This window comes from Brachybacterium alimentarium, assembly GCF_002332425.1.
Taxonomy (GTDB): domain Bacteria; phylum Actinomycetota; class Actinomycetes; order Actinomycetales; family Dermabacteraceae; genus Brachybacterium; species Brachybacterium alimentarium.
The window spans coordinates 1-13,190 of sequence record NZ_NRGS01000024.1 but is presented as its reverse complement, the minus strand read 5'-3'; the positions used below and the strand labels follow the sequence as shown (position 1 = coordinate 13,190).

Sequence of the window (13,190 nt, the reverse complement as noted above, 5' to 3'; positions counted from 1 at the left end):
CCCAGGACCCGAGGCTCGGTGCAAAGTGCTCGTAGCTCGTAGCTCGTAGCTCGTAGCTCGTGCTCCGTCGCCCGTCGAGCCCGTCGGCTGTCGGCCGTCGGCCGCTGCCGGGCGTCCGGTTCGTCGGGCCCCGCGTCAGATGACGGCGGTCGCGACCGCGGCGAAGTGGCAGCCGAAGCCGATCAGCGTCCCCGCATGGAAGATCTCGTGGAAGCCGAACCACGCCGGTGACGGGTTCGGCTTCTTGAGGGCGTAGACGACCGCGCCGACCGTGTAGGCCAGGCCGCCGATCGAGAGCAGCCAGACCACGATCCAGCCGCCTCCCGCCTGGAGCGCGGGCATGTAGAACACCGCCACCCAGCCGAGCGCGACATAGGCCGGCACGTAGAGCCAGCGCGGGGCCCCGGTCCAGAACAGCCGGAAGCACACGCCGATCAGGGCACCGCCCCAGGCGATCGCGAGCAGGGTGGCCGCCTGGCGCGGCTCGAGCATGGCGACCGCGATCGGGGTATAGGTGCCCGCGATGATGAGGAAGATGTTCGCGTGGTCGAATCGGCGCAGCATGATCGCCCGCTGGGGCGTCCAGGTACCGCGGTGATAGACCGCGCTGACCCCGAACAGCAGCCCGGCGGTGAGCACGAAGACCGCGCAGGCGAGGCGGATCGCGAAGGTCTCTCCGAAAGCCACCAGCAGCAGCCCTGCCACGAGCGAGGTCGGGAAGGCGATGAGGTGCAGCACGCCGCGCAGGCGCGGCTTGGGCAGCTGGATGCCGAGCGACTTGGCGCGCGCCGCCATGGCGCGGGTGAGGGTCCGCGGAGCGAAGGGGTGGGTCTGCGCGGTGGGGATGTCCCCGTCGGCCATCGCGGGGGACGCTCCGGACTCGGATGCTGCCGGGGAGGCGCCGGTTCCCGAGCCTGTCGGGGCCGCTCCGGCTCCGGACGCTGCTGGGGGAGCGCCGGATTCGGAGACCGCCGTGACGGCCTCGTGCAGAGCGGGGTCCCGAGCCTCTGCGGGGGACAGGAGGTCTGCCGGGTCGGTCAGGGGTGCAGTCGTCGTATCGGGGCCGTGGGCGGATGGATCGGACGTGGGCTCCGAGATGCCCTGGGGATCCTCACGGCGAGAGCCGGTCATCATCCTGAAATCGTAACCTACGGTGACGTAACCTCGGGTGGCCGGCACTGTGACGATCCGGTGAGGATTGCCCCGAAGCGTCGGACCCCGGGCGCGGGATCGTCGATAATGGGACGGTGCGACCTGGCGGATTCGGTCGCGCGATGCGGGACGCCAGCCGGGAACCGGCTCGATCGGCGCCTCGCACACATCGTTCAGACCCGAGGAGCGGAGGCTGCAATGGACGACGACGGCCTTCTCTACCGTGTCTACGAACGTCGGCTCACCCGTGAGCTCGAAGCGTTCTCCCTCCCGCAGCATCTCGGCGTCATCGTCGACGGCAACCGTCGCTGGGCGAAGGAGGCGGGGGAGACCACCGAGCACGGCCACCGCGCCGGCGCGGCGAAGATCGTCGAATTCCTCTCCTGGTGCGAGGACCTGAAGATCCCCCTGGTGACCGTGTGGATGCTGTCCACCGACAACTTCAGTCGCCCGCCGGAGGAGCTGGTCGCGCTCTACGAGATCATCGCCTCCACCGTCGGCCAGATCGCCGAGGCGGGCTACTGCGTGCGCTTGACCGGTACCACCGATGCGCTGCCGGAGTCCGTTCGGGAGAACATCGCCCGGATCAAGGAGCAGGCGGCCCCCGAGTCGGAGCTGACGGTCAATGTGGCGATCGGCTACGGCGGTCGCGAGGAGATCGTCGACGCAGTGCAGGAGCTGGTGCGTGATCTCGGCTCCCAGGGGCGCACCCCGGAGGAGATCGCCGATGCGATCAGCATCGACTCCATCGCCGAGCACCTCTACACCCGAGGCCAGCCCGATCCGGATCTGATCATCCGCACCTCCGGCGAGCAGCGGTTGTCCGGATTCCTGCTCTGGCAGTCCGTGCACTCCGAATACTGGTTCTGCGAGACGTTCTGGCCCGGGTTCCGACGGGTCGATCTGCTGCGTGCGCTGCGCGAATTCTGCCGTCGCGAACGCCGCTACGGCGCCTGAGCGAACTCGCCCCGACCAAGACGCTGTCGAGGCGCTCGGGGCACGCCGACATCGTTCTCGAGTCCTCCCGCGCCGCTGGTGTGAGCGGTGGCACACTGACGTCATCGGCGGTTCGTCAGAACTTCCGGTGACGATCGGGTGAACGTCGCACCCGCCGACGGCGGGACTCGCCCGACACCGTGTGCCAGCAGGGCTAAGGTCCAGGCATCCACGCGAATTCGGGAGGCTCCGATGGACGACACCACCATTGCCCGCGAGACGATGTCCGCCGGCTCAGGGACGGAGACGGGGAGCCAGGGGGTGGGCGCCGCGAATCCGGATGGTTCGGGGGTGGGCGCCGCGAATCCGGATGGTTCGCCCGTCGTCCCCTCGTTGCGGCCCGGAGCCGCCCAGCAGTTCCTCCCCGACCTCGAGACCGGAGTGCTCACCTACGTGCTGGACACGTCGGTGCTGCTGTCCGACCCGCTGTCGCTGCACCGCTTCGCCGAGCACGACATCGTGCTGCCGATCGTGGTGATCACCGAGCTCGAGGCCAAGCGGCACCATCCGGACCTCGGCTACTTCGCCCGACAGGCCCTGCGGATCCTCGACGACCTGCGCGAACAGCACGGGAACCTCTCGCTCCCGCTGCCCATCGGCAAGGACGGCGGCCACGTCCACGTCGAGCTGAACCACATGAGCACAGCGTCGCTGCCCGACGGCTTCCGGCTCGGCGACAACGACACCCGGATCCTCGCCGTCGCGAAGAACCTGCAGCTCGAGGGCAATAACGTCGTGCTCGTCTCGAAGGATCTGCCGATGCGCATCAAGGCGTCGGCCTCCGGGATCCACGCCGAGGAGTACCGGGCCGAGCTGGCCCGCGACCGCGGCTACACCGGCATGGTCACCGCCGAGGTCGACGAGCAGACGATGAGCGATCTCTACGACGGTCAGAACGTCACGATCCCCGCGGTCGCCCATCAGCCAGTCCACACAGGACTCACGATCACCAGCCCGCGGGGCTCGGCCCTGGGCCGCGTGCGCAAGGACGGCGACGTCCAGCTCGTCCAGGGCGACCAGACCGTCTTCGGGGTCTCCGGGCGCTCCGCGGAACAGAGGGTCGCGATCGACCTGCTGCAGGACGAGTCCATCGGCATCGTCTCCCTCGGCGGACGCGCCGGCACCGGCAAGAGCGCGCTGGCCCTGTGCGCAGGCCTCGAGGCCGTTCTCGAACGACGCACGCAGCGCAAGATCATGGTCTTCCGCCCGCTGTTCGCCGTGGGTGGCCAGGAGCTCGGCTACCTGCCCGGCGACCAGGGCGAGAAGATGGGTCCGTGGGGTCAGGCAGTGTTCGACACGCTCGGCTCGATGGTCTCCTCGAACGTCATCGACGAGGTGCTCTCGCGCGGCATGCTCGAAGTGCTCCCGCTCACCCACATCCGCGGACGCTCGTTGCACGACGCCTTCGTGATCGTCGACGAGGCGCAGTCCCTGGAGCGCAACGTGCTGCTCACGATGCTCTCCCGGATCGGCCAGAACTCCCGCGTGGTCCTCACCCACGACGTGGCCCAGCGCGACAACCTGCGCATCGGTCGCTACGACGGCATCGCCTCGGTAGTCGAGGCGCTCAAGGAGAAGGACCTGTTCGCCCACGTCACGCTGCAGCGCTCCGAGCGGTCCAAGGTCGCCGAGCTGGTCACCCACGTGCTCGACGAACCTGTGCCGTGAGGGGGCGACGGGGACGGAATGGTGCCGTGAGCGGTGAGGGGGCGAGCCGGTGCTGTGAGGGGGACGAGGAGGTGCCGTGAGCGGTGAGGCGGCCGGCGATGGGCCATTAGACGTGACCGCGCGTCACCGACGGGCCGCTGGTGAGGTGGTCTGGCGATATCGCCAGTGCTCGTCACCCACGGCCCTTCGGTGACATCGGCCCGTCGTGCTCGTGCTCGTGCCCTGTGCCCTGTGTGCGAGACCGAGACCGAGATCCTTGCCGGGGTCCCCATGTTCCGTGCCGCGTGCCGCGTGCCGCGTGCCGCGTGCCGCGTGCCGAGTGCCGAGTGCCGGCGCGGGATGCCTAGCGCTGGACAGGGTTCCGGGTGCGGGACACGGGAAGTCTGGCGACGAGCGACAGGGCGGGCAGGAGCCCCGAGTAGGTCCGGGTTCAGAGCACGGCGGACCATCTTCGGGTGGGCTCAACTCGTCCGGGACGCGTCCTCCCCAATGCTGCGCCATCCACATCGACGATTCTCCCCTCCGGGAGGGTCTCCAGGTCTGGTCAGATCACCGTATGCAGATCCCCGGGGTCCTTCTCAAGACAGAGCTGTCGCGGATCAAGCCTGATCTGAGCCGCCGTCGAACGTGGCTGCGCGAGGGAGCGATCCGCTCGGCAGGCCAGTGGTATGTGACCCCGGAAGCGCCGGCAGATCTGGTGGCGCTGCTCGAGCAGGGTGTGCGGCCCACGTGTCTCGACGCGGCAGCGCTTCATGGCCTGTGGATTCCGCGGGGGAGCGGAGTCCATGTGTATCGGCCTCGCGTCATTGACGCTCCGGAGCCGGGGCCACATATGCTCCCTCTGCGGCGCTGGGTCGACCCCATGACGAACGAGCTCGTTCCGTTCCCTGAACCCGACAACGGGTGGCCGCGCAGCCGGCTTCAGCCTCTCGTGTTCCATGGTCCACGGATGCGCGCCTGGCCTGGAACGGACCCCGTTCCCGGCATCATGCAGACGCTGGACCATGCAGCCCGCTGTCTGCCCACGGTCAAGGCGGCCATCCTCATCGAGTCCGCTCTCAACAAGAGTGCTCTGCACAGGCCGGAGCTCGAGGCCCTCCTGGCCGGGCTTCCGGAACGGTTTCGGACCCCGCTGTCTCGTGTGCGTTCCGATGCGCAGTCCGGCACCGAGACCGCGGTGCGCTGGTGGCTGGAGGGGCTCCGCGTACGGGTCCGCAGTCAGGTGCAGCTGCTTCCCGACACCCGGGTCGACCTGCTGGTGGGGACCAATTGGGTGATCGAATGCGACAGCCGCCAGTTCCACGATGCGCCCGATCAGTATCGTGAGGACCGTCGTCGAGATCTGGCCCTGGCATCGCGCGGCTACCGCGTCACAAGGCTGACCTGGGAGCAGGTGTTCCTCGAGTGGGCCGTGACCGAGCAGACGCTGCTGACCATGCTTCATCGGCGGGAGCACCGCCGTGCTCTGCCCGCCTGACCTCGCCTGGCCCGTCTGGCCCGCCTGAACATGGCTGGCCCCGTCTGTCCCGCCTGAACACGTCTGGCCCGCCCGGCCCCAGCTGGCTGACCTGGCTGCGCCTGGCCCGCTTGACCCCGCCTACACGACTGCGTCGAGTGCGAGTGCGAGTGCGAGGGCACGTGAGGCGTGGGCTGACGATCGCCAGACGCGTGTCGGTGTTGGGCCTCGTGCGGGTGTGCCGTGGTGGGGGAATCCCCGGCCACGTGTCACGGACGGGCCGCTGGTGAGGTGGTCTGGCGATATCGCCAGTGCTCGTCACCAGCGGCCCGTCCAAGACATGGGCCATGGCGTGCTGCTCGAGCGACCGCTACACGGCGGGGCGGCTACCCGGAAGGGCTGCTACTCGGCGGGGCGGCTACCCGGAAGGGCTGCTACCCGGAGGGCAGCCCTACCGATGGGCGGCCCCTGCGAGGGTGGCCGCGCCGCACCTCCGCGCGGTGGCTGCGCGTACGGTCAGCCGACCGCGCGGCCAGCCGCCTGATCAGGCCTTCGGTGCAGTCATCGAGAGCACGTCCAGGGCGGAATCGAGCTGCTCCTCGGTGAGCTCGCCGCGCTCGACGAAGCCCAGCGCGATGACGGCGTCGCGCACGGGGATGCGCTCTGCGACGGCGTGCTTGGCGATCTTGGCGGCGCTCTCGTAGCCGATGATCTTGTTCAGCGGGGTCACGATCGAGGGAGAGGCCTCGGCGTAGAAGCGAGCCTTCTCCTCGTTGGCGACAAGACCGTCGACGGTCTTGTCGGCCAGCACCGTGGAGGCGTTGGCGAGCAGACGGATCGACTCCAGCAGGCTCGTGCCCATCAGCGGGATCTGGACGTTGAGCTCGAAGGCGCCCTGCGCACCGCCCCAGGCGATGGCGGCGTCGTTGCCCACGATCTTCGCGCACACCATGAGCACGGCCTCCGGGACCACCGGGTTCACCTTGCCGGGCATGATCGAGGAGCCGGGCTGCAGGTCGGGGATCGCGATCTCGCCGAGACCGGTGTTGGGGCCCGAGCCCATCCAGCGCAGGTCGTTGCAGATCTTCGTGACGGACACGGCGATCGTGCGCAGCGCGCCGGACATCTCGACCAGGCCGTCCCGCGCGGACTGGGCCTCGAAGTGGTTGCGGGCTTCGGTCAGCGGCAGGGAGGTCTGCTCGGCGAGGTTCGCGATGACCTTCTGCGGGAAGCCCACCGGGGTATTGATGCCGGTGCCCACGGCGGTGCCGCCCTGGGGGACCTCGGCCGTGCGGGGCAGAGCGGCCTCGACGCGCTCGATGCCGTAGCGGATCGCGGCCGCGTAGCCGCCGAACTCCTGGCCGAGGGTCACCGGGGTGGCGTCCATGAGGTGGGTGCGGCCGGACTTCACGACGGACTTCCATGCCTCGGCCTTGGCCTCGAGCGACTCGGCGAGGTGGGCGAGCGCCGGCAGCAGCTTCTCGACGACGCCGCCGGTGACGGCGACGTGCACGGAGGTGGGGAAGACGTCGTTGGAGGACTGTGAGCAGTTCACATGGTCGTTGGGGTGGACCTCGAGATCGCTGCTGGAGGCGAGGGTCGCGAGGACCTCGTTCATGTTCATGTTCGAGCTGGTGCCGGAACCGGTCTGATAGGTGTCGACCGGGAACTGATGGTCGTGCTCACCGGAGATGACGGCGTCGGCGGCGGTGACGATCGCGTCGGCGATGGCGCCGTCCAGCACGCCGAGATCCTTGTTGGCGCGGGCGGCGGCCTTCTTCACCTCGGCGAGAGCGTGGATGTGTGCGGGCTCCAGGCCCTGGCCGGAGATCGGGAAGTTCTCGACCGCGCGCTGGGTCTGCGCTCGGTACAGCGCAGAGGCGGGGACGCGCACCTCGCCCATGGTGTCGTGCTCGATGCGGTAGCCGTCCTGCGAGGGCGTGGTCTGCTCTGACATTGATGCCTCCTGAGGAATTGTCGTGCGGTGATGAGGGCTGGGAACGTGCAGGGGAGCCGGGCCGCGTGGGCGAGGAGCCGGGCTGAGCGTCGCGGTTCAGCGAGCCGCTGCTCAGTCGAGCTCGTGGCTCCACGGGGGGTTGGCGCCGGCTCGGGAGACGGTGATCGCCGCCAGTGCGGAGGCCCGCCGCAGCACGGAGGCGACTTCGTTCGACGGGATCGCCTCCAGCTCGAGACGGTGCTCCGCACCGAGCAGGCTCTTGTCGGCGAGCGCGTCGAGGACACCGGCGGAGAAGGTGTCCCCGGCACCGACGGAATCGACTGCGTCGACGACGACGGGGGAGACCTGCACCCGGCCGGAGCGGGCGAAGGCGACCGCTCCCTCGCTGCCGCGCGTGAGGATGGTCAGCAGCGGTCCGTGGTCGAGCCACGAGGCGACGGCGTCCTCGACGTCATCGGTGCCGTACAGCCAGGCCACGTCCTCGTCCGACGCCTTCACGACGTCGCTGAGAGCAATGTTCGCCTCGATCAGCCCGCGCACTGAGGCTGGGTCGCCCATCAGGGTGGGGCGGGCGTTGGGGTCGTAGCTGATCGTGGAGCGGTCGCGGTAGCGGCGCAGCACGTCCTCGACGGTCGAGGCGCCGGGGGCCTGGACAGCTGCGATCGACGAGGTATGCACGGCGTCGACCTGCTCAGGCAGACCCGAGGCGTCAGGGTCCCAGACCAGGTCGAAGGTGTACGTCGCCGCGCCTTGGGCGTCCAGCGTCGCCTCCGCGGTGGAGGTGGGCTGATCCAACGAGCTGCCGGGCGTCAGGACGACCCCGGACTCGGCCAGGTGGGCACGGATCTCGTCGCCTCGGGCATCCGAGCCGATACGGGTGAGCAGGTGGGCATCGTGGCCGAGGCGGCTGAGCGCCACGGCCACGTTCAGGGGGGATCCGCCTGGATGCTCACGACGAGTGCCATCGGCTTCGATGACGATATCGGTGAGGGCTTCTCCGGCGATCAGGATTCTCACGGTCACCTCCCGATCATCGCAGGTTTGGCGGATCGGAGCGAATGGAGCGCACGCCACGCGAACACGACGGGCGGCACCGGGTGCGGACAGCGAGGCGGGTGTGCCCTCGCCGACACCCTGGGAGCGCGCCGACGGGCCACCGGGGACAATAGCCGTATGCACGCCCCTGATGACCGCGCTCCCGACGCGCCCGCTGGTGACCGCAGCCCTGACGCGCCCGCTGGTGTCCCCAGCCCTGACGCGCCCGCTGGTCGCGCCGCTGATGCGCCCGGTGCTGACCCCGCGCCCGCTACCTCCGCTGACGGTGCCGCCGACGGGCCCGCGCTCGCCCCCCAGCAGCCCAAGTCGGCGTATGAGCTCCCGTCGAGGAAGAACACCGTGCTGCGCAACATGGTGTGGGCGCTCGCGCTGACGATAGCGGTGGTCGTGGTCATCGGGATCGCGTTCTTCGGCGTGGGCAGCACGGATGAGCGCCAGACGCTCGAGAACTCCGAGGTCGACGTCGCCGGCAGCGCCGAGCGCGCGCAGGCCGTGGCGGACTTCCCGGTGGCGGTGCCGACGATGGAGGACGGATGGGCCGAGCGCTCGGCGCGCTTCACCGATGGAGACAGCCCGCGGTGGAAGGCGGAGTACACCTCGCCCGACAGCTCGTTGGTCACGCTCATCGAGGAATCCGACGTGAGCGCCCCGATGCTGTCCGCAGCGCTGCCGGGAACGCTCGTCGAGGAGGAGCTGACCCTCCAGGGCGTGCCGTGCCAGGCTCTGCGCAGTGGAGAGGACGGCTCGGAGAAGACGGGCATCTCCTGCGAAGGCGAGGACTTCGGTCTGCTGGTGTACGGGGCGGTCTCCTCGGAGGAGATCAGGTCGCTGACCGAGGCCGCACTCGCCGACATCCAGGCGTGACGCAGGGATGATCCGGTTCTGGTCGTGACCCACGCAGGAGTGACGTGCGTGCGGCCAGGGGCCGGGCGGGAGCGGGAGGCTCAGCCGTCCTGACGCCGGGCGCCGACGGCCTCGTCCAGGCGTTCGCGCGCACCGTCGAGCCACTGCTGGCAGCGACGGGCGAGCATCTCGCCGCGCTCCCACAGTCCGATCGAGTCCTCCAGCCCGCCCTGCCCCGACTCCAGACGGCGCACCACCTCCACCAGCTGGTCGCGAGCGGCTTCATAGGACAGCTCGGCGATGTCGGGTGGCAGCTGCACGTCCTCGGCCGGGGTGGCCTCAGGGGTGGTCGATGCGCTGCCCGCAGCGTCGGCGGCTTCGACGGTGTCTGCGGGGTCGACGGGGGAGCTCTCGGCGGGGGACTGGGGCATGGGTGACTCCTCGTGGGGATGAACGATCAGGGGGATATGAGCCCGATCAGGATTGATCAGTGGTGAGCAGGGCGTTCAGGACGATCAGAGTGATCGGAGCGACCAGGGCGAACGGGACGATCTGGCCCGCGGCGGGATCACGTGGTCGGTGGGGTGTACGGGTCGGAGTCGACGTGGACGACGCCGAAGCGGCCGCCCGCCACCCGGACGGAAAGCTGATCCCCCTCGGCAGAGGACTCCGGGGTGCGGATGATGGTCCCGTCAGGGGCCTGGACCACGGCGTACCCCCTCTCGAGGGTTGCCAGCGGGCTGAGGGAGCGCACCTGGCGAGCCAGATGATCGGCCTCGTCGGCCGCCCGATCCAGACGCGCGCCGACCAGGGTGCGAGCCAGCGCGATCCGGGACCGGATCTCGTCGGCCCGACCGCTGAGAATGGTCGCGGGATTCTCCAGGACGGGGCGTGAGCGCATCGCGTCCAGTGCGGACTGCTCCCGCTCGAGCCGGGCGCGGATCGCCGAGCGCAGACGGGTACGGCCCAGGTCCAGCTGGTCGAACTCGGCCTGGATGTCCGGCACGACGCGCTTGGCGGCGTCGGTGGGCGTCGAAGCGCGCACGTCCGCGGCGAGGTCGATGAGCGGTGTGTCGACCTCATGGCCGATCGCGGAGACGATGGGCGTGGTCGCTGCGGCGACCAGGCGGGTCAGCTGCTCGTCGGAGAACGGCAGCAGGTCCTCGAGGGATCCGCCGCCGCGGGAGATGATGATGACGTCCACCTCCTCGTGATCGTCGAGCTCTCGCAGGGCGGCGGAGACCTCGCGCACCGCCTTGGTGCCCTGCACGGCGACCTCGCGGATCTCGAACTGCACAGCGGGCCAGCGCCGCCGGGCGTTGACCACCACATCGCGCTCCGCGGCGGACTCCCGGCCGCAGATCAGCCCCACCACGCGCGGCATGAAGGGGAGTTCCTGCTTGCGGGAGGCGGCGAAGATCCCCTCGGCGGCCAGCACCCGCTTGAGCTGTTCGAGCTGGGCGAGCAGCTCGCCGAGGCCCACTGGCCGGATGTCATCGGCCTCGAGCTGAAGGCTGCCGCGCTTGGTCCAGAAGGTGGGTTTGGCATGGACCACCACGCGGGCCCCGGCGACCGGCTCGGTCGGCAGCCCGCGCAGCACGTGCTCACGGATCGGGACCGAGAACGACATGTCCACGTCGACGTCACGCAGGGTCATGAAGCTGAGACCGGCTCCGGGACGGCGGTTGAGCTGCACGATCTGTCCCTCGACCCAGAGCGGGGACATGCGTGCCACGTATTCGCCGACCTTCACCGACAGCTGCCGCAGCGGCCAGGGATTCTCCGCAGTGGTCTGGGCAGCAGTGGCGGCAGGCGCCGGACGCGGCTGCGGGGCCCCACCGGTGCCCTGTTCGGGAGTCGTCTCGGTCATGGGGCCACTCTGGCACGACGGTGGGACAGCTCGCTCGCAGTCGCCGACACGGGGGATGACGACCGAATGGGGAGGAGAGATCTCCTCGCAGCCTCTGCTCCCTCTGCAGCCCCTCCTCGTCTGTCCCTCTCCTGCGCTGCCGGCGGCGCCCTCCCCAGCACGATCGACCGGACTGCTCTCATCAGGTCGCTTGCGCTGATGAGCAGCCTGTGGAGGTGTGGTGAGTCTTGCGCCACGGGACTGCCGTGCCGGAGCGGGCGCCTCCTACGATGGTGGCGTGAGCAACGGAACCGTCCTTCTTGCCGAACCGCGCGGCTACTGCGCGGGTGTCGACCGGGCTGTGGTCGCCGTCGAACGCGCCCTCGAGCATTTCGACGAGACCGTGTACGTGCGCCACGAGATCGTGCACAACAAGTTCGTCGTCGACCGCTTGCGCGAGCAGGGCGCCGTCTTCGTCGACGAGGTCGACGAGGTCCCCGAGGGGGCACTCGTGATCTTCTCCGCCCACGGCATCTCCCCGAAGGTGCGCGAGATGGCCGAGCAGCGCAGCCTGCGCACCATCGACGCCACGTGCCCTCTGGTGACCAAGGTCCACAAGGAGGCGGTGCGCTTCGCCCGCGAGGACTACGACATCCTGCTGGTGGGCCACGAGGGTCATGAAGAGGTCGAGGGCACGGCGGGCGAAGCGCCCGAGCACATCCAGGTCGTCAACTCGCCCGACGACGCCGTCAACGTGACCGTGCGCGATCCCGACAAGGTCGTGTGGCTCTCGCAGACCACGCTCAGCGTCGACGAGACCATGGAGACCGTGGATCGTCTGCGCGAGCGCTTCCCGACGCTGCAGGCGCCGCCCAGCGACGACATCTGCTACGCCACCCAGAATCGTCAGGTCGCGATCAAGAAGATCGCTCCGGACGCGGATCTGGTGCTGGTGGTGGGTTCGCCGAACTCCTCGAACTCCGTGCGTCTGATGGAGGTCGCGCTGGAAGCCGGAGCGAAGAGTTCCCATCGCATCGACTCCGTCGCGGAGCTGCGCGAGGAGTGGTTCGAGGGTGTGGGGACCGTCGGCGTCACCTCCGGCGCCTCCGTCCCGGACGTGCTCGTGCAGGACCTGCTGGTCGAACTCTCCGCACGCGGATTCGGCGATGTGAAGCCGGTCCGCACGGCCACCGAGGACCTCATGTTCTCTCTCCCGCGCGAGCTCCGCCAGGAGATGAAGGTGCGCGGCGCGAGCGATGACCGCACCAAGCCCACGGGTGAGCGCGCCACCGCGGAGTCCTGACCGCGCCATCGCGAAGTCCGGAACCCGCCGTTGCGGAGTCCCGAGCCGGCCGCCGGCGCCGATGCCCACCCCTCGGGGCCTCCGGCCGACGGCGCAGATGAAGCGCCGGTACTAGGCCGGCGGGGGCCCTGATCGGGTCAGCGAGCCGTGCGGCGGGGGAACACGTAGGCGGCGACCGCGACCGCCAGCAGAATGAACCCGGCGCACCACCCGATCGCCACGAGCGCATCGCCACGGGCGTCCTGCCCGTTCATCAAGGCGCGGGAGGCGTCGATCAGCGGGGTCATCGGCTGATGGGCCGCGAAGCCCTTCAGCCATCCCGGCATGCTCTCCACTGGCGCGAATCCGCTGGAGACGTAGGGCAGGAACAGCAGCACAAAACCGTACCCGCTGGCCGCCTCCGCGGAGCCGGCGAGCATCCCGAGGGTCGCGAAGACCAGAGTGATCACGAGGATCCACAGCGCGATCAGGCCAAGTGATCCGAGCAGCTGGAGCGCCGAGGCGTCGCTGCGGAACCCGACGGCGAGGGCGATGAGGACGACCACGGCGGTGGCCAGCAGATTGCGGACCATCGAGGCAACGGCGTGTCCCAGCAGTACGGTCACGGCGGGGAACGGCATGGTGCGAAGTCGATCGATGAGCCCGGTGGCCATGTCGTTGCTGACGACCACCGCGGTGTACGAGGCCCCGAAGCCCGCGGTGGTCAGCGCGATCGCCGGCAGCACGTAGGAGAGGTAGTCGGCACGCGCCGGCGGGCTGCCGTCCACGCTCATGGCTCCGCCGAGCACGTACACGAAGATCAGCATCATCATCGCCGGCAGCAGCACGGCCATGAGCACGGATTCGGGGTCGCGGAACGAGTGGCGCAGACTGCGGCGCGAAAGCACGACTAGGGCATGTCTCTAAAATA

General features: G+C 69.5%; 11 protein-coding genes. 5 read left to right on the top strand and 6 right to left on the bottom strand.

Annotated features, from left to right (window positions below; genetic code table 11):
* Nucleotides 1-135: 135 nt before the first annotated feature.
* Nucleotides 136-1,134, bottom strand: coding sequence for a PAQR family membrane homeostasis protein TrhA (gene trhA / locus CIK71_RS13775; RefSeq protein ID WP_338022885.1), 999 nt, complete (start codon nt 1,132-1,134; stop codon nt 136-138).
* A gap of 216 nt (nt 1,135-1,350) precedes the next feature.
* Between trhA and CIK71_RS13770 the strand changes: the two genes are divergently transcribed.
* The 3 genes from CIK71_RS13770 (at nt 1,351) to CIK71_RS13760 (ending at nt 5,293) form a co-directional block, all read left to right on the top strand.
* Nucleotides 1,351-2,109, top strand: coding sequence for an isoprenyl transferase (locus CIK71_RS13770; RefSeq protein ID WP_096166252.1), 759 nt, complete (start codon nt 1,351-1,353; stop codon nt 2,107-2,109).
* A gap of 231 nt (nt 2,110-2,340) precedes the next feature.
* Complete coding sequence (locus CIK71_RS13765; protein WP_158541967.1) at nt 2,341-3,816, top strand: PhoH family protein; 1,476 nt, start codon at nt 2,341-2,343, stop codon at nt 3,814-3,816.
* 556 nt (nt 3,817-4,372) lie between these two features.
* The gene (locus CIK71_RS13760) at nt 4,373-5,293 is read left to right on the top strand and encodes an endonuclease domain-containing protein (RefSeq protein ID WP_241964073.1); all 921 of its coding nucleotides are present in this window, start codon (nt 4,373-4,375) and stop codon (nt 5,291-5,293) included.
* A 523-nt stretch (nt 5,294-5,816) separates the two neighbouring features.
* On the opposite strand, the gene CIK71_RS13755 is transcribed toward CIK71_RS13760, so the two are convergent.
* On the bottom strand, nt 5,817-7,229 hold the full coding sequence (locus tag CIK71_RS13755; RefSeq protein ID WP_096166251.1) for a class II fumarate hydratase: 1,413 nt from the start codon (nt 7,227-7,229) through the stop codon (nt 5,817-5,819).
* Between the two features lie 111 nt (nt 7,230-7,340).
* Nucleotides 7,341-8,252, bottom strand: a complete 912-nt coding sequence (locus CIK71_RS13750) for a carbohydrate kinase family protein (protein ID WP_096166250.1) — start codon at nt 8,250-8,252, stop codon at nt 7,341-7,343.
* Nucleotides 8,253-8,402: 150 nt separating this feature from the next.
* Here CIK71_RS13750 and CIK71_RS13745 point away from each other — a divergent pair, with 150 nt between their 5' ends.
* Nucleotides 8,403-9,149, top strand: a complete 747-nt coding sequence (locus tag CIK71_RS13745) for a DUF4245 family protein (RefSeq protein ID WP_096166249.1) — start codon at nt 8,403-8,405, stop codon at nt 9,147-9,149.
* Between the two features lie 80 nt (nt 9,150-9,229).
* Here CIK71_RS13745 and CIK71_RS13740 read toward each other — a convergent pair whose 3' ends face one another.
* Complete coding sequence (locus CIK71_RS13740) at nt 9,230-9,559, bottom strand: exodeoxyribonuclease VII small subunit (protein WP_338022884.1); 330 nt, start codon at nt 9,557-9,559, stop codon at nt 9,230-9,232.
* Nucleotides 9,560-9,696: 137 nt separating this feature from the next.
* On the bottom strand, nt 9,697-10,998 hold the full coding sequence (xseA, locus tag CIK71_RS13735) for an exodeoxyribonuclease VII large subunit (protein ID WP_096166248.1): 1,302 nt from the start codon (nt 10,996-10,998) through the stop codon (nt 9,697-9,699).
* Between the two features lie 277 nt (nt 10,999-11,275).
* Between xseA and CIK71_RS13730 the strand changes: the two genes are divergently transcribed.
* Complete coding sequence (locus tag CIK71_RS13730; RefSeq protein ID WP_176485654.1) at nt 11,276-12,280, top strand: 4-hydroxy-3-methylbut-2-enyl diphosphate reductase; 1,005 nt, start codon at nt 11,276-11,278, stop codon at nt 12,278-12,280.
* Between the two features lie 137 nt (nt 12,281-12,417).
* Here CIK71_RS13730 and CIK71_RS13725 read toward each other — a convergent pair whose 3' ends face one another.
* Nucleotides 12,418-13,167 carry an ABC transporter permease gene (locus CIK71_RS13725; RefSeq protein WP_096166246.1) on the bottom strand — a complete coding sequence of 250 codons (750 nt, stop codon included), beginning with the start codon at nt 13,165-13,167 and terminating at the stop codon, nt 12,418-12,420.
* Nucleotides 13,168-13,190: the final 23 nt, after the last annotated feature.

Excerpts from the sequence above, each read along its gene's own strand:
- trhA (WP_338022885.1), bottom strand. The coding sequence starts at position 1,134 with ATGATGACCGGCTCTCGCCGTGAGGATCCCCAGGGCATCTCGGAGCCC.
- CIK71_RS13770 (WP_096166252.1), top strand. The coding sequence starts at position 1,351 with ATGGACGACGACGGCCTTCTCTACCGTGTCTACGAACGTCGGCTCACC.
- CIK71_RS13765 (WP_158541967.1), top strand. The coding sequence starts at position 2,341 with ATGGACGACACCACCATTGCCCGCGAGACGATGTCCGCCGGCTCAGGG.
- CIK71_RS13760 (WP_241964073.1), top strand. The coding sequence starts at position 4,373 with ATGCAGATCCCCGGGGTCCTTCTCAAGACAGAGCTGTCGCGGATCAAG.
- CIK71_RS13755 (WP_096166251.1), bottom strand. The coding sequence starts at position 7,229 with ATGTCAGAGCAGACCACGCCCTCGCAGGACGGCTACCGCATCGAGCAC.
- CIK71_RS13745 (WP_096166249.1), top strand. The coding sequence starts at position 8,403 with ATGCACGCCCCTGATGACCGCGCTCCCGACGCGCCCGCTGGTGACCGC.
- CIK71_RS13740 (WP_338022884.1), bottom strand. The coding sequence starts at position 9,559 with ATGCCCCAGTCCCCCGCCGAGAGCTCCCCCGTCGACCCCGCAGACACC.
- xseA (WP_096166248.1), bottom strand. The coding sequence starts at position 10,998 with ATGACCGAGACGACTCCCGAACAGGGCACCGGTGGGGCCCCGCAGCCG.